We start from the raw sequence: 17,322 nt of genomic DNA on the forward strand, positions 1-17,322 counted from the left end.
AAAATCAACTTTTCAACTTTTCGTTTACCGTTAAAAAAAACCAAAAAAATTGTGATGAAGAAGTTTTTGCTAATTCTTTTGATATGCTCTGCTTTTGGAGCTAATTCTCAGGATTTTCTAACCAAAAAAGGAATGAAGCTTGAAATTTCAGGCTTTGTTCGCAACGATTTTATTTTTGACACCCACGAAAATGTGGATGCATGTGATCACCTGCTCGAGATTTTCCCCAAAAAACCCTTTTACGACAGCAATGGGGAAGATATTTATGCGCATCCCAGTGCCCATTTTCTGAACACATTTACCCGTTTCGGTACCCGATTTTCCGGTCTCGAAATGATCAATGCCAAAGTAAGTGCGTATGTTGAAGTGGACTTTACTGGTGGTAGTTACACCAACAGTCTGCGTTTCAGGCATGCCTACACCTTGTTCGAATGGGAAAAAACCAAGCTGCTGTTTGGGCGAACCTGGCACCCCACGTTTATCGAAAAGGTGTATCCTTCAACTTTACACGAAAACACCGGTTTGCCATTTCAGGTATTTAACCGTAGTCCCCAGTTACGGGTTACGCATCAACTTTCCGACAATCTCGATTTTATGGCTGCTGCTGTTTACCAGTTTAAATACGCCAATTCGGGGCCGAATGGTAAATCGTATGAATACCAGCGAAATGCAGTAGTTCCGAACCTGCATGCCCAATTGCAGTATTACACTGCGAATTGGGTGCTTGGCGCAGCTTTCGACTGGAAAATGATTCAGCCCAGAACCTATACCGAAGGGACTACAGGTACGTTCAAAACCAGCGAGAAACTGGGTACTTATGCACTTATCGCTTACCTGAAATACACAAAAGATAAATTTCAGTTTAAAGCCAAATCGATGTACGGACAGAATGTATGTGAAAGTTTGTTGCCCAGTGGTTATGCGGTAAAAACGCATGAAGAAGCTACAGGAGCCGAAACCTATACGCCGTTTAATCACATGTATAACTGGGTAAACTTAACCTATGGCAGCGACTGGAAAGTGGGCATTTTTGCAGGTTATCTCAAAAATTTCGGAACCTCGGACGATGCGATTGGACCGCTTTATGGTTTTTCTCCCGATATTGATATGATTTATCGTGTAGCTCCGCAGTTGATTTACACGTATAAAAATTTTATGTTTGGATGGGAAATGAGTCTGACAACTGCTGCTTATGGTGACAATGATTTTACTGACAAAGCAAAAGTGATTAACACCGATAACGTGAGCAATTTCAGAAACATGATTTCCATTGCTTATAACTTTTAACCAATAAAACTACAGATATGGCATACGAGCTTTCCGTTTTCCTCGAAAATAAGATCGCACACTTTGAGAAAATTACGGCCTTGTTAAAAGCTTCTTCCATCAACATCAGGTCGCTTACGCTTACGGGCATGAACCACGGTTGGGGGATTCTGAATATTCTGGTCGATCAGCCCGAAAAAGCATACCAGGTGCTCACTGATAAAGGACATGCTGCAACTTTGCAGGAACTGATCGCACTGGAGATGAAAGATGAAACAGGAGGCCTGGATGAATTGCTGGTGAAAATATCGCGATCGGGGATCCATGTGGAAAATGCGTATACGCGCCTGATTGCCGAATCAAAGCTTGCCATATTGTTGATAGAGGTTCCGGATGTGCTGGAAGCCAAACGTCGACTGGAAATCAACCATGTTAGTATCCTGGACGATAAGATCGTTTACGGAAAATAATCGAAATAAGTACATTGCTGTCTTGGGAGAAAATATGAACAAAAAGATTGCTTCACTTCGTTCGCAATGACCATATATTAGATAGTTCCCTATTTGGCAGGATTGGTTGGCGGCAGCGCCGCCAACCAATCCTGCCAAATTTCTTAAAATTTCAGTCATTGTGAGCACTGCGAAGCAATCTTTAACTTTGACAGACAATCATAAAAATATAGTAATTATAAAGCAGAGGACCTTTAAATGATTTGGAACGAAACCATTGAATGTGCATCGCGCGACGAGATGATGTCCATTCAATCCGAACGACTGATTCGAACCGTGCAACGGGTGTATCACAACACGCCCGGATACCGGGCAAAAATGCAGGCCAAAGGCCTGGTACCCGGCGATATTAAAAGTATTGAAGACATTTCGAATCTGCCTTTTACCGAGAAAACCGATTTGCGCGATAACTATCCCTTTGGGATGTTCACGGTCCCGATGAGTGAGATTGTGCGCCTGCATGCCAGTTCCGGAACCACAGGAAAACCAACCGTTGTGGGTTACACGCGCAACGACCTGAACATGTGGTCGGAGAATGTGACTCGCGCGCTGTGTATGGCCGGAGTTCACCAAAACGATATTGTGCAGGTGGCCTATGGTTACGGCCTGTTTACCGGCGGTTTGGGTTTGCACTACGGCACCGAAAATTTGGGGGCAACAGTTATTCCTATTTCCGGAGGAAATACGCAAAAGCAAATTCAGTTGATGCAGGATTTTGGCTCATCGGTTATTGCATGTACCCCTTCGTATGCATTGTACCTCGCGGAAGCCATGCGCGAAATGGGAGTCGATCCGAAATCGTTAAAATTACGCGTTGGAATTTTTGGTGCAGAGCCATGGAGCGAAAACATGCGCAAAGAAATTGAAGCCCAACTCAGTATAAAAGCCATCGATATTTATGGTTTAAGTGAAGTGGTGGGTCCAGGTGTTTCATGTGAATGCGAGCATCAGGTAGGAATGCATGTGAACGAAGACCACTTTGTACCCGAAATTATCGACCCTAAAACGCTGGAGCCGGTTGCTCCCGGTGAAGTGGGAGAGTTGGTGTTTTCTACCATTACCAAGGAAGGAATCCCTATTATTCGCTACCGTACGCGCGACCTTACCCGTTTGAATTATGACAAATGCGAATGTGGCCGTACGCTGGTTCGCATGGAAAAATGCATGGGTCGCAGCGACGATATGCTCATCATCCGCGGGGTAAATGTGTTCCCGTCGCAGATTGAGAGTGTGCTGCTCGAAATGAGCGAAACAGAGCCGCATTATTTGCTGATTGTTGAACGCGAAGGAACACTGGACGTGCTGAAACTGATGGTGGAAGTTCAGGAACAATTCTTCTCCGACGAGATAAAGGAACTGGAGGCACTGCGCAAAAAGATCAGGAATAATATTCAAAGTACCCTTGGCATTTCCTGCGATGTAAAACTGGTTGAGCCAAAAACCATCGAGCGCACCGCCGGAAAAGCAAAACGAGTAATTGATAACCGTAAAATCTGAACGCCATGATAATCAAACAGGTTTCAGTTTTTCTCGAAAATAAATCGGGAAGATTAAACGAAGTCACTAAAATTCTGAGCAATGCTGAAGTGAACATTTCAGCTTTCACAATCGCCGACACTTCCGATTTCGGAATACTAAGAATGATCGTTTCCGATCCTGAAAAGGCTTGTTCAGTATTAAAAGAAAATGATTTTTCGGTGAAGACCACCGATGTGATTCTGGCCAAAACGCCGAACAAAGCAGGCAGCCTGTCGAAATTGCTTGGCATTCTTCAGGAAGAGGAAATATTTATTGAATATATGTATGCGTTTTCTATGGATAATGAAGGAGCCGTCATTGTAATTCGTCCGACCCGGGTGGAATATTGTGTTGAAATGTTGCAGAAACACAGTACAGAGTTGGTAAAAGCCGACGAACTTTATCGCCTGTAATTGGTATAATTTTAAATTTACAGGTAATAAAAAACAAAACCCGTTTACAATAAGCATAATTTGTATCTTTGGGTTTCTTTAAAATTATTGAATGAAACGGATAGCGATACAAGGGATAGCAGGATCATTTCACGAAGATGCAGCCAGGAAGTATTTTGGCGATGAGGAAATAGAAGTTGTGGAATGTCGCTCGTTCAAGCAAGTTTGCGAATTAATCGACAGCGACAAAGTCGATATTGCAGTGATGGCCATAGAAAATTCGATAGCCGGAAGCCTGTTACAAAATTATTCGCTGATTCGCGACTATCACCTTCGAATTATTGGTGAGATTTATGTTCATATTCAAATGAATTTGATGGTGTTACCGGGAGTGAAACGAAAAGAAATCAAAGAGATTTATTCTCACCCGGTTTCGTTTATGCAGTGTCACGAATATCTCGAAAAATATTTTCCAAAAGCTGAACGAAAAGAACTGGGTGACAATGCCAAAGTTGCTAAACTTATCAGCGACGGGAAAATTACATATGCGGCAGCTATCAGTAACCTGCGGTCGTCGGAACTATATGGTTTACAGGTGATTGACAAAGGTATTGAATCCAATAAAAAGAACTACACACGATTTTTAATACTGTCGAAACACGGCAATCCGACCGAAATGGCGAATAAGGCTTCCATCTGTTTTGAGGTAGGCCATTTTTACGGGGCGCTTGCCAGGGTTCTGAATATTTTTGCAGAAAACAAAATCAACCTGAATAAAATACAATCGATTCCAATTATTGGTAAACCCAACGAATATACCATTCATGTTGACATTGAATGGGATAAACCTGAAAATTACGACAAGGCGATTCACCAGGTGCTGAAAAACGCGTCGAGCTTGTCGATTTTGGGCGAATACAAACGAGCAGAACTAGATTACCAATAGACTAAAATTATAATTATGAGCAAAATAGCAATTTTTTACGGTCCTGTTGGCGGTGCAGTAAACCGCGTTGCCGATAAAATAAAAGATGCCATCGGTGAAGATAAAGTGGATATGGTTGCGGTTAAAAATGCTTCGGCAGCCGACATCGAGAAATACGACAAAATAATATTCGGCCTTTCAACCGTTGGAAAAGATACCTGGGATTCCACTTACTCGTCAAACGATTGGGGGAAATTCCTACCCGAGATTGGTAAAGTTGACTATAGTAACAAAGTAGTTGCGCTGTTTGGTTTAGGCGATCATGTTACGTATGCTCACGGTTTTGTTGACCACATTGGTTTGCTCGGACGCGAACTCATGGAACACGGCGCCGAGCTCGTTGGACCGGTAGATACCGAAGGTTACGAGTACGATGAATCGGAAGCGGTGATCGATGGTAAATTTATTGGTCTGCCGCTGGATGAAGATTTCGAACCTGAACTGACCGATGAACGCGTTGCAGCCTGGATCGAACTTATCCGCGAAGATTTTGGGTTTTAAAAGATTGAAGGACTGAAGCAAATAAGGCGAAAATGCTTTAATGCTAGAATGCTTTAATCCCTTATTTGGAGTACACCTTCAACTTTTGCCTTTGTACTTTTACCTTTTAACTTTTGGGATTTCTTATGAGTAATTCTCCGCTAGACAAGTCACTTGTCGATGAAAACATAAAGAAGCTGCGTATTCCAGATGTTGGAAAAGCTTCGATTCGTGAAATTGTAGCCCTTGTAAATTTGGTAGAGGAAGCCAGCGATTTCAAATACATCCGTATGGAAATGGGCGTACCCGGTTTGCCGCCTGCACAGGTTGGCGTTGCCGCCGAAAAAGCTGCTCTCGACAGGGGAGTGGCTGCCATTTATCCGATGGTGGATGGAATTAAACCGCTGAAAGTGGAAGCTTCCAAATTCATTAAGAACTTTTTGAATATCGATTTGTCTCCGGCTGGTTGTATTCCTACAACAGGTTCAATGCAGGGAACTTATGCTGCATTTATGGCAGCCGGCCATGTCGATAGGAAAAAGGATACCTTGTTGTTTATCGATCCCGGATTTCCGGTGCAGAAACAGCAGATGATGGTGCTTGGGCAGAAGTTTGAGACCTTTGATGTTTTCAATTACCGCGGAGAAAAGCTAAGGGAAAAGCTGGAAGCCTACCTGATGAAAGGAAATATTCATTCAGTTGTTTATTCCAATCCGAATAATCCCGCCTGGATTTGTTTTAACGATGAGGAGCTGAAGATCATTGGCGAACTGGCTACCAAATACGACGTGATCGTGATGGAAGACCTGGCTTACTTTGGAATGGATTTCCGTCAGGACCTGTCGAAACCCGGAGAGCCGCCTTATCAATCCAGCGTTGCCAATTATACCGATAACTACATCCTGTTTATTTCCAGTTCGAAAATATTTTCCTATGCGGGTCAGCGCATCGGCCTGATGGCCATTTCCGATGCTTTATACAGCCGCGATTATCCCGATTTGCAGGAGCGTTTTAAAGGCACCACTTTCGGAGCTACCATTACACTGCGACTGCTGTATTCGCTGTCTTCGGGAACCAGCCATTCAGCACAATATGCACTTGCCGGTATGCTGAAAGCGGTAAACGAAGGAGCCTACAATTTTGTTGAAGGCGTGAAAGAATATGGCGAACGCGCCCACGAAATGAAAGCACTTTTTCTTGAAAACGGATTTAAACTGGTTTATCAGAAAGACCTGGATGTCCCCATTGCCGACGGATTTTATTTTACCATAGGTTATCCGGGAATGACGGGAAATGAACTGGTTGCCAATTTACTTTATTTCGGTGTTAGTGCCATTGCACTCGACAATACGGGCAGCGAAGAAGAGGGAATAAGGGCTTGTGTTTCGTTTGTGAAAAAGGATCAGTTTCCGGCATTGAGCGAGCGGCTCCGTTTGTTTAACGAACATTTTTCAAAAGGATAACTAATTTAATTTGCCATTGCTGATTGAAGGCAGCTTAGCTATAAAAAATAAAGATGGATAAGAACAAAATCATTTCCAGATTTGAGCATACCCTTGAGCTGATAAACACCTTCGACCTGAAAAACGAACCTGTTATTCTGCCCAAAGGAGAATTATTTATCAATTACGGTGAAAAAAACCGTAAAATCGGCATACTCCTGGATGGCCTGTTATACGCTTCTTATTTATCGGATAGCGGAACTGAATGGGTATCGCGTTTTTTCTTCCCGCCCAATAATTTTATAGTAAGTAACCATCGCGGCTTTGTGCTTGGGAAAGACTCCACTGAAGCTATTCGCGCTTACGAAGATTCACATTTGATCATTATTGAAAAGGAAGAATTTAAAGATCTGCTCGACAACAACCATAAATTTGAACGCACAGTGCGCATCCTGGCCGAAGAAAGTTACATTCAGTCCATGGACAGAATCCACTCTTTTCAGTCGTTGAATGCCGAACAGCGAATCCGCAAGTTTTTTGGCGACTATCCCGATCTGGCGCAGAAACTTCAACGGCAGCATATCGCATCTTACTTAGGCATCCACCGAAACATCTTAACCCGTATACTTTATAAATTGTAGCTGTGAGCTTCGAGCCAAGAGCCGCGAGCTTGTTTAGTGATCGACAATTGATTGTTCATTACTGAATATTGATTATTTACATCACGATATTCAATTTGACAGTTCAGCAATTTTACAATTTGACAGTTCTACAATTTTACAATTTAACAGTTTTACATTTCTTCAATCAATCTCAATTGTAGCTGTGAGCTTCGAGCCTTGAGCTACGAGCTTGTTTAGAGGTTGACAATTGATTATTCATTATTGGATATTGATTATTTGCATCACGATATTCAATCCGGCAGTTCAGCAATTTTACAATCCGGCAGCTCTACAATTTTACAATTTTACAGTTTTTCATTACTTCCACCAATCTCAATTGTAGCTGTGAGCTATGAGCCGCGAGCCGCGAGCTTGTTTAATGGTTGACGATTGATTGTTCATTATTGGATATTGATTTTTTTCATCACGATATCCAATTTCCCAGTTTCGCAATTTTACAATCCGTCAGTTCTACAATTTTACAATTTAACAGTTTTACATTTCTTCCATCAATCTCCATCAATCTTCTCTCCATCCTTCCAATCTTCCCTCATTCCTTCCGTCCTTCAATCCATTCTTCTCCCGATAAAGCAACATTAGTTGCACACTTTTCATGTTGTATAAAATAGTTTTGTGAACAGAGCTGAGAACTCAACAACAAACCTTGTGATAAAATTGGAATCTGAAAGTAAAAATCCGTTGTGTGTTAAGATTTTAAAGTGCCTGTTTTAAAAGGCCAGGAACCTGATTTTTATGGGTTTTTTGCTATTCTCAGTTTGCTAAATTTGAAAGAAATATTAAGCATATGGCAAGAGTAATTGGAGCAGTAGTCGTTGACAAAGAAGCTTGTAAAGGATGCAGCCTCTGTGTGGAAGCTTGTCCGCAGGATGTTTTGGCGCTGCATATGGAAGTAAACAGCAAAGGTTATCACTATTCGTACATGAAAGATCCGGATGCCTGTATCGGGTGTTCCAATTGTGGCGTGGTGTGCCCCGATACCTGTATCACTGTTTATCGGGTAAAGGCAAGCTAAATTTAAAAGATGCTAGATCTTAGATGCTTGATACTGGATCGAATTTCAATGATCAGGAATCGACTATCAAGAATCAAGTATCAAGAATCAAGTATCAAGAATCAAGTATCAAGAATCAAGTATCCAGAAACCAGTATCCAGAATCGAGGATCAAGTATCAAGAATCAAATATCAAGTAACAAGATATGGGAGAAGTAAAATTAATGAAAGGAAACGAGGTGTTGGCCGAGGCTGCAATCCGCTGCGGATGCGACGGCTATTTTGGCTATCCCATAACACCTCAGTCGGAAGTGATGGAAACACTGATGGCACGCCAGCCCTGGAACAGCACCGGAATGGTGGTTTTGCAGGCTGAAAGCGAAGTGGCATCAATAAATATGGTGTACGGAGCAGCTGCTACCGGTAAAAAAGTAATGACCTCTTCATCGAGCCCGGGAATCAGCCTGATGGCAGAAGGGATCTCGTACATTGCCGGTGCCGAACTGCCTTGCCTTATTGTAAACGTACAACGTGGCGGACCGGGACTTGGAACCATTCAGCCATCGCAGGCCGATTATTTCCAGGCGGTAAAAGGTGGCGGTCACGGCGATTATAAAATGATCGTTCTGGCACCTTCATCAGTTCAGGAAATGAACGACTTTGTTGATCTTGGTTTCGAACTGGCGTTTAAATACCGCAATCCGGCGATGATTTTAGCCGACGGCGCCATTGGCCAGATGATGGAAAAGGTTGAACTGGCCGATTACAAACCCCGCTGGACTAAAGAAGAAGTATTGGAGAAGAACGGCGACTGGGCAACAACCGGGAAAACGGCTTCACGTAAAAAGAATATAGTTACCTCGCTCGAAATGGATTCGGCGAAAATGGAACAGAACAACCTTCGTTTCCAGGAAAAATACCGGAAAATGGAGGAGGAAGATGTTCGCTACGAAGCCATTCAGTGCGACGATGCCGATTTTGTGATCGTGGCATTCGGAACTTCATCGCGTGTATGCCTGAAAGCAGTTGAAGTAGCACGAGCTAAAGGATTAAAAGTTGGTCTTTTGCGTCCGATTACCTTGTTCCCGTTTCCGAATAAAGCGATTAAGGAACTTGCGCGTAAAACCAAGGGATTTTTATCGGTTGAGATGAGCGCGGGACAAATGGTTGAAGATATAAAACTGGCGGTTTACGAAGCCGGAAGTAATGCACGTGTCGATCACTTCGGAAGAATGGGAGGTATTATCCCTACACCAACCGAGGTAGTTGAAGCACTGGAAGAAAAATTTTCATGGGAGTTAAGTTATGGAGTTAAAAGAAGCTATTAAACCGGGAAAAATGAATCTACAGGAAATATTAAAACCCGAAAACCTCGTTTACGGGAAATCGGAAGTGCTGAACGACGATGTCATGCACTATTGTCCGGGATGCTCGCACGGCGTGGTGCACAAAATTTTGGCTGAGCTGATCGATGAAATGGGCATTCAGGAAAAAACTGTTGGCGTGGCTCCGGTGGGGTGTGCTGTTTTTGCCTACAATTACATCGATATCGACTGGCAGGAAGCCGCGCACGGAAGAGCACCGGCGGTAGCTACCGGAATCGCCAGACTGAACCCCGAAAATTTTGTGTTTACTTACCAGGGAGATGGCGATTTAGCCTCCATCGGTTCGGCAGAAATTATGCATGCCTGTAACCGAGGCGAAAACATTCTGGTGATATTCATTAACAACGGAATTTACGGAATGACCGGCGGACAAATGGCGCCAACAACTTTAGAAGGGATGGTAACCGCAACTACTCCTTACGGACGTAATGTCGATTTGAACGGTTACCCGATGAAGATCACCAACCTGATCGCTCAATTGCCCGGAACATCGTATGTTACACGCCAGGCCGTGCATACTCCGGCATCGGTTCGTAAATGTAAACGATCGATAAAAAAGGCCATTCAGAATGTGCTGGATAAAAAGGGAACTTCATTCGTTGAGGTGGTTTCAACATGTAACTCGGGCTGGAAAATGACTCCGGTAGATGCCAACAAGTGGATGGAAGAGAACATGATCCCGTATTATCCGCTTGGCGATCTGAAAGACAGTGTGAAAGGTGAACATTCTGATAATTAAAATTTTGGAACTATGACAGAAGAAATGATTATAGCCGGTTTTGGCGGACAGGGAGTGCTTTCGATGGGAAAGATCCTGGCGTATTCAGGCATTATGGAAGATAAGGAAGTAACCTGGTTTCCGTCGTATGGCCCCGAAATGCGCGGTGGTACTGCCAATGTTACTGTGATCGTCAGCGATACACGCATCAGTTCACCTATTTTGCAGGAATTTGATACTGCTATCATTCTGAATCAGCAAAGTATGGATAAGTTTGAGAAAGCCGTGAAACCCGGTGGTACTTTGCTATACGATCCGAATGGTGTGATCAATCCGCCAACTCGTACCGATATCAACATTTATAAAGTTGAGGCTACCAAAACGGCGGTTGAAATGGGGAATCCAAAAGTGTTCAACATGATCGTTTTTGGCAGCTACCTGAAAGTGCGCCCGATTCTTTCGCTTGATAACGTGGAAAAAGGCCTGGAGAAATCGCTGCCCGAACGTTATCATAAACTCATTCCGCTTAATCTCGAAGCCATTCAGAAAGGGCAGGAGATTGTGAAAGATGTGCAGTTAGTATAAACCGGTTTATTGCCCAACTGGAATACAGTTGGCAGCAAAAGAAATACAAGCCTCTTATTCAGTTTGAAGAAGGGGCTTTTTATTACTCCCTTTTTCCGGAAGGATGACCGCAGCAAATTCAATGAAAGAATAAGGTAGGTCGACATATTTTTTTTATGCTACTCGGTAATTTGTATTATTTTTAGCGCCGTAAATAAATCAAATAAACCTGGTATTATGTCTAAAATTACTTGCCTCATTCTGCTGGCATTATTTAGCAGTTCTATTCTTTTTGCGCAGGAATTAAATGATTGGGAGAATCCTGCTGTTTTTAACATCAACAGACTTGCTCCTCATGCCCATTTTATTCCATTCGAAACCGAGTCAAAAGCGCTTGACAACAATCCAAGCGAATCAGAATTTTACAGTTCACTCAATGGGATTTGGAAATTTAATATTGCCGTTAATCCCGAAAGCAGGCCGCTCGATTTTTACCGTGAAGATTTCGACGTGAGTGAGTGGGCTGATATTCCCGTTCCGGCCAACTGGGAACGTGAAGGTTTTGATACAGCCATTTATGTAAACACCCGTTATCCGTTCTGGGAGATCAAAAAAGAACGCCCGAATCCGCCAACTATTCCACATGAATACAATCCGGTAGGAAGTTATCGCCGCGATTTTACCATTCCTGAAAACTGGGATGGAAGACAGATTAAAATTCATTTCGGAGCCGTAAAATCAGCCTTTTATATTTGGGTGAACGGACAGAAAGTGGGTTACAGCGAAGGTTCAAAAACGCCCGCAGAATTTGATCTTACAAAATACGTCAGATCAGGTGAAAATACACTGGCGCTCGAAGTTTACCGCTGGAGTACCGGATCGTACCTCGAATGCCAGGATTTCTGGCGTATAAGTGGTATTGAGCGCGATGTTTATTTATTGGCAACACCAAAAGTAAATATCCGCGACTATTTTGTACTTGCCGGATTGGATGCAGCCTACACCAACGGAACTTTTTCGCTGGATGTGGAGGTACAAAATCAGGGCGATCAAAACGGTGAAAACTATACTGTTGAAGCGTTGGTAACTACAATGAATGGCGATGAAAAGCTGATTGATTTGTCGGCATCGCAGAAAGTTGGAGCCGAAGCAACACATTTTCAATTCGAAACAACCGTTGAAAATCCTTTGAAATGGTCGGCCGAGCAGCCAAACCTGTATAAGCTGATGATAGTGCTGAAAGACAATGCCGGAAATGTTCTTCAGGCCTTGTCTCAAAATATTGGCTTCCGCACCTCTGAAATTAAAAACGGACAGCTGCTGGTAAACGGTCAGCCCATTTACATGAAAGGTGTAAACCGTCATGAACACGATGCTGATCTTGGGCACGTGATCAGCCGCGAACTGATGCTGAAAGATATTCAGGTGATGAAGGAATTCAATATAAATACGGTGCGCACCTGCCACTATCCCGATGATCCGGAGTTTTATGCTTTGTGTGATCTTTATGGCCTGTACATCATTGATGAGGCCAATATCGAATCGCACGGAATGGGTTATGGCGAAGAAAGTCTGGCTAAACAACCCGAGTGGGGACCAATGCACCTCGACCGCACTCAGCGAATGGTAGAACGTGATAAAAACCACGCATGTATCGTTGTGTGGTCGCTTGGGAATGAAGCCGGCGACGGCATTAATTTCGTGAATGATGCAGCCTGGATTAAGGAGCGCGATCAAAGCCGGCCGGTACAGTATGAACGTGCCGGTTTGGAAGCACACACCGATATTTTCTGCCCGATGTATATGGGAATCGATGGTATTGCCAATTACGCACAAGGGAATCCGGATCGTCCGTTGATTCTTTGCGAATACTCACATGCCATGGGAAACAGCTGCGGAAGTTTGCAGGATTACTGGGATGTTATTGAAGCTTATCCTGCTCTTCAGGGTGGCTGTATCTGGGACTGGGTTGACCAGGGATTACGCGAAGTGGATGAAAATGGCAGAATGTATTTTACCTACGGAGGCGATTACGGAACAGATATGCCAAGCGACAACAGCTTTTGCATCAACGGTTTGGTGAATCCCGACCGGATTCCAAATCCTCAATTGTATGAAGCAAAAAAAGTCTATCAGAATATTTCGATAAAAGCAGCAGATCTGAGTGCCGGTAAATTTACTATTCAGAATAAATTCTTCTTTACGAACCTGAATGAGTTCGCATTTATGTGGACCATCAAGAATGCTGAAGGAATTGTTGCACACGGAATGATGCCTGCCCCGGATGTTGCACCGCAGACTACTAAAGCTTTTTCTATTGAGTTCCCTGATTTGGATCAGCCCAAAGCCGGACAAACATATGTGCTGAAGTTTTCGATGATCAACAAAAAGCGAAACGGTTTAGTGATGAAAGGACACGAGCAGGCCTGGGAAGAGTTTGAATTGCCTCTGCAATCGCAGGATTATACAATTGTCGAAAATGCAGGTGATCTTTCAGTGGCGCAAAACGGGAATGCCAATATCATCAAAGGCAAAAACTTTAGCCTCACCATCGATTCTAAAACCGGTATCATTTCATCTTATCTGCTTAATGGAAAAGAGTTAATGAAACAAGGGCCAAAACTCAACTTCTTCCGTCCGCCAACAGAAAACGATGTTCGCGACCGAAACGGAATGCGCGCCTGGTCTTCAGCAGGGCTTGATAACCTGGAACAGATTGCCGGAGCAGCTAACGTAAAAAAATCGGAAGACGGAACTTACCTGGTGATTATTCCGCTTACACTGAAAAGTACCATGTTGGAATTTGATGCGGTTATTCAATACCAGGTTTTTGGCGATGGAACATTCACTGTTTCCACCGAGGTGAATCTGCCCGACAGAGTGTCGGCAGTTGCCAAAGTTGGTTTGCAAATGAAAATGTCGCGCTCGTTCGATCAACTGAACTGGTATGGTTTGGGTGGCGTTTCAACCTATCCCGACCGAAAAAGCGGTGGTAAATTCGATTTCTATAGCTCTACTGCAGAAGAATTATACGACCACAACATGGTGGTACCGCAGGATAACTGCAATCAAACCGATGTGCGTTGGGCTGCAGTTACCAACATGGAAGGAATCGGATTAATGATGAACGGATCGAATCCGATGAATTTCAGCGCTTATCCCTACGACGACAAAGACATTACCCGCGCCCGCCACATGAACGAGCTTGATGAAGCTGATTTCGTTACGGTGAATTACGACGATGTGGTTGGTGGACTGGGAACGGCAACCTGTGGCCCCGGAGTTCTTCCGCAATATGTTGCCGGCAGTGGCATCTATCGTTTTAGCGTTACTTACAAACCGGTTCAGTTTCAGCAAAAGGAAATATTCGACTACGCTGCAGAAAAATACATTGCCAAAGAATTGTCGCTGGCGCTGGCACCCGAAATCGTGCGCGATGAAGACGGATTTGTAAGCTTGAACTCCGAAAAAGGCGCGACGGTTTATTATTCGATAAACGACGGAAAAACGGAGCGTTACAAAAAGCCGATCGATCTGGCAAAAGGAGGAAAAATTGAAACCTATGCCGAAGTGCAAGGGAAGATGCGAAGTAACCGCGTTTCGCAGATTTTTGCCATCAATAAATCGAAGTGGAAAGCCACTGCTGATTGTAGTTATCCCGGAGAAGGCCCGGAGGCGGCCATTGATAACAATCCTGAAACTTTCTGGCATTCCGACTGGCGTGACGAAAAGTTGGGTCATCCTCACTTTATCCAGGTGGATATGGGGGAAGCACTCAACATTATCGGATTCGAATATTTGCCGCGTCAGGAGCAAAGCAACGGACGTATTGCCGAATACAACCTGGAGGTGAGCCTCGATGGTAGAAACTGGAAAACAGTTGTAGATAAAGGCCATTTTTGGAACAGCAGGCGTCGTCAGGAAAAAATGTTCGACCAACCGGAGAAAGCACGCTATTTCAGAATTACTGCTTTACGCGAAGTAGGCAACAGCTTTTACAGCTCGGCGGCTGAAGTAGGCGTTATTCTTCATTAGAAAGTAATCGCCGGAAAGTACATCTGTCTGCAAAGCTTTAAAACTTGCAGGCTGATGTACTTTTTTTACGGCTTTTTGCTGGTGGTAAGAAATCATTCTATATGCGCCTCCGGCCTATTCCGGGAATTCAAATTCGAAACAAATAGTATGGCAGTAAATTTTAAACAACACTGGGAGCATGTCTATTTCAGCAAAGAACCACACCAGGTAAGCTGGACCCAGGAAACTCCTCAAACTTCACTCGACTTTATTCAGGCTTTTGAACTGGATAAATCATCGAATATTATCGATGTTGGCGGAGGCGACAGCAAACTTGTGGATCATTTGCTGGATGCCGGTTTTGAGAATGTGCATGTGCTCGATATTTCAGGGACGGCACTGGAAAAAGCAAAAAAGCGACTGGGAGAACGTGCTGCTCTGGTTACCTGGATTGAATCTGATATCCGGGAATTTATTCCGAAAACCACTTACGAAGTCTGGCACGACAGAGCGCTCTTTCATTTTCTTACCGATGAAAACGACATCGCAAAATATGTAGAGCTTGTAAATGCTTGCGCATCGAACTATTTGATAATCGGTACTTTCTCGAATAACGGACCTGAAGCATGCAGCGGTTTACAGGTTAAGCAGTACGGCGAAACAGAACTTACTGAGGTTTTTAAGGCCCGATTCGAAAAGCTGGAATGTTTTACCCGGGATCACATCACACCAAGCGGTTCGGTACAAAACTTTTTATTTTGCAGCTTTAAACGGATAGTCTAAGGCCGGCTAAATTAGAAGCTAAGCGGCTTATTGAAGGTAAACATGCAAAATCCAATCGGATCCTTCAGTCGGCGCTGTAAATGATTGAATTTTACCGCCGGTAATTTTTCCATTGGGTATTTTTTCACCACTGCGCGGATTGTACCATTCACTCCTGAACGTCTGTTTAGTGCTGGAAAAGTCAATGCCAAAGCCAACACCTTCTTCATCGTAAACAACATATTCTTTGCCCGGACGGCCAGAAAGGATGACCTCCCTGTCTGATATCAGCAGTTCATCGTGCGGGGCCAGCTCCAACAAGTCTGATCGAAGTTCATTTTTAAAGAAATTTGTTGCAATTCCGATTTCCCGGGCGCCCTGTTCAAGCTGATCAAACTGAATATTTCCCTGGTTAAAATCGGGGAATAATGCCTGAGCTCCTGTTAGGCCGCATCGCCAGGTGGCAATCCTGAGCTTTTTGAGGTTCCAGTTTCCCCGGCTGATAAAAGGCCGCCAGTGATCGGTTTGTGCAATGGGCTCCTTAGTTTCTGACAAATAGTTTAGCAACTCGGCACGACTGGGAAGAGATGCACCGCCGAGGCTGTAGTAGCTACCTTTTTCGGGCATTATGCCGCCACTGCCGCCACCTGATCTGCTGCTTACCGGATGCTTCCAGGCGTCGTGCTTGGTAAACCATTCAGCAAACCAGTTTATCCAATCGTTATTCCGGTACTCGCCAATATCAATTCCGGTGTCCCATAAAATATGCGGATAACATGCCAAACGCGCGATCACATATCGGAGAAAACGCAATTCTTTTTCAGAATGGGGAGTTATTCCAAAATTATCAGGAGTCAATGCATCATCGCTGTACAGCATGATATAAGCGCCCATATTTCGGCCGCGGGCGGCGTCCATCCTTTCGTTAAGATTATCCCAGAAAGGCAAAAAGAATTCATCTCCTTCTTTGCCTTTAACATAGGGTACTGCACTTTGAGGCCAGTCTTTTGCCCAGTCATATGGAGCTATTAGCAGCTCGCCGATACCCAACAATCTTGCGCCAACAACCTGTTCGGCGAAATCAAGCGCCGCTTCAATATCCGGGTCTGAAACACTGTTCGCTCTATATCCCCAATGCGTTCCATCGGGGTAAGCCGGATTCCAAACTACCGGAAAATCACCTTTTCCATTCTTTAGTCTCCATTGTTTTCCGTCACAGATCAAAGGAGCATCCAGGTTCGAACGAATGCAGGTAAATTTGCCCGATTTGTTGTTCAGATCTTCGTCATCCGAATGTGTATGATATGTCCACTTACCTTTCTCGTCGGGCATAAAATAGATTTTCCAGGTATGCTCACCGGCATAAAAACCAAGGTGGTGCAGGTTTCTGCCTGAAGGACTGACAAATGTTGCTTCCAGGATAATGTCAAAAGGATTTCCTTGCCACGAAGAATTTTCGATACTGATTTCGAAACGCTGCCACAGGCCGGTTTTTAAGGCACGATCAGCTGAAGCACAATGGAAATTCAGAACCAAAAAAAATAATAAAATGAAATATGACCGAGAGAATTGCATCCACTAAAGATATTCAATCTTTTAAAGGGCAACTAATT

General features: G+C 43.8%; 15 protein-coding genes. 14 read left to right on the forward strand and 1 reads right to left on the reverse strand.

All coding sequences use genetic code 11. The annotated features are described in order from the left end of the window. Positions 1-54: 54 nt before the first annotated feature. From HFD85_RS15525 to HFD85_RS15590, 14 genes are all read left to right on the forward strand, one after another. On the forward strand, positions 55-1,287 hold the full coding sequence (locus HFD85_RS15525) for a hypothetical protein (RefSeq protein WP_167611846.1): 1,233 nt from the start codon (positions 55-57) through the stop codon (positions 1,285-1,287). Positions 1,288-1,304: 17 nt separating this feature from the next. Beyond that, the gene (locus HFD85_RS15530; RefSeq protein WP_167611849.1) at positions 1,305-1,736 is read left to right on the forward strand and encodes an acetolactate synthase; all 432 of its coding nucleotides are present in this window, start codon (positions 1,305-1,307) and stop codon (positions 1,734-1,736) included. A gap of 237 nt (positions 1,737-1,973) precedes the next feature. Further along, entirely contained in the window at positions 1,974-3,272 is a 1,299-nt protein-coding gene (locus HFD85_RS15535; RefSeq protein ID WP_167611851.1) for a phenylacetate--CoA ligase family protein, read from the forward strand. A 5-nt stretch (positions 3,273-3,277) separates the two neighbouring features. Continuing rightward, positions 3,278-3,706 carry a hypothetical protein gene (locus tag HFD85_RS15540; protein ID WP_167611854.1) on the forward strand — a complete coding sequence of 143 codons (429 nt, stop codon included), beginning with the start codon at positions 3,278-3,280 and terminating at the stop codon, positions 3,704-3,706. 91 nt (positions 3,707-3,797) lie between these two features. Next, positions 3,798-4,631, forward strand: coding sequence for a prephenate dehydratase (locus tag HFD85_RS15545; protein WP_167611857.1), 834 nt, complete (start codon positions 3,798-3,800; stop codon positions 4,629-4,631). Between the two features lie 15 nt (positions 4,632-4,646). Further along, complete coding sequence (locus tag HFD85_RS15550) at positions 4,647-5,171, forward strand: flavodoxin (protein ID WP_167611860.1); 525 nt, start codon at positions 4,647-4,649, stop codon at positions 5,169-5,171. Between the two features lie 125 nt (positions 5,172-5,296). Beyond that, positions 5,297-6,613, forward strand: coding sequence for an aminotransferase class I/II-fold pyridoxal phosphate-dependent enzyme (locus HFD85_RS15555; protein ID WP_167611863.1), 1,317 nt, complete (start codon positions 5,297-5,299; stop codon positions 6,611-6,613). A gap of 53 nt (positions 6,614-6,666) precedes the next feature. Further along, positions 6,667-7,233 carry a Crp/Fnr family transcriptional regulator gene (locus HFD85_RS15560; protein ID WP_167611865.1) on the forward strand — a complete coding sequence of 189 codons (567 nt, stop codon included), beginning with the start codon at positions 6,667-6,669 and terminating at the stop codon, positions 7,231-7,233. Between the two features lie 826 nt (positions 7,234-8,059). After that, entirely contained in the window at positions 8,060-8,287 is a 228-nt protein-coding gene (locus HFD85_RS15565; RefSeq protein ID WP_167611868.1) for a 4Fe-4S binding protein, read from the forward strand. Between the two features lie 185 nt (positions 8,288-8,472). After that, positions 8,473-9,594, forward strand: coding sequence for a 3-methyl-2-oxobutanoate dehydrogenase subunit VorB (locus tag HFD85_RS15570; protein WP_167611871.1), 1,122 nt, complete (start codon positions 8,473-8,475; stop codon positions 9,592-9,594). A gap of 10 nt (positions 9,595-9,604) precedes the next feature. Continuing rightward, the gene (locus tag HFD85_RS15575) at positions 9,605-10,390 is read left to right on the forward strand and encodes a thiamine pyrophosphate-dependent enzyme (RefSeq protein ID WP_167611874.1); all 786 of its coding nucleotides are present in this window, start codon (positions 9,605-9,607) and stop codon (positions 10,388-10,390) included. Between the two features lie 12 nt (positions 10,391-10,402). Next, positions 10,403-10,954: a 2-oxoacid:acceptor oxidoreductase family protein gene (locus HFD85_RS15580; protein WP_167611877.1), complete on the forward strand. Its 552-nt coding sequence runs from the start codon at positions 10,403-10,405 to the stop codon at positions 10,952-10,954. Positions 10,955-11,170: 216 nt separating this feature from the next. Beyond that, a complete protein-coding gene (gene lacZ, locus HFD85_RS15585; protein ID WP_167611880.1) occupies positions 11,171-14,968 on the forward strand; it encodes a beta-galactosidase, LacZ type in 3,798 nt (1,265 codons plus the stop codon). 147 nt (positions 14,969-15,115) lie between these two features. Beyond that, entirely contained in the window at positions 15,116-15,730 is a 615-nt protein-coding gene (locus HFD85_RS15590) for a class I SAM-dependent methyltransferase (protein WP_167611883.1), read from the forward strand. A 27-nt stretch (positions 15,731-15,757) separates the two neighbouring features. On the opposite strand, the gene HFD85_RS15595 is transcribed toward HFD85_RS15590, so the two are convergent. Beyond that, on the reverse strand, positions 15,758-17,245 hold the full coding sequence (locus tag HFD85_RS15595; protein WP_167611887.1) for a DUF5060 domain-containing protein: 1,488 nt from the start codon (positions 17,243-17,245) through the stop codon (positions 15,758-15,760). Between the last annotated feature and the right edge of the window lie 77 nt (positions 17,246-17,322).

The organism is Maribellus sediminis (assembly GCF_011799805.1).
Classification (GTDB): domain Bacteria; phylum Bacteroidota; class Bacteroidia; order Bacteroidales; family Prolixibacteraceae; genus Draconibacterium; species Draconibacterium sediminis_A.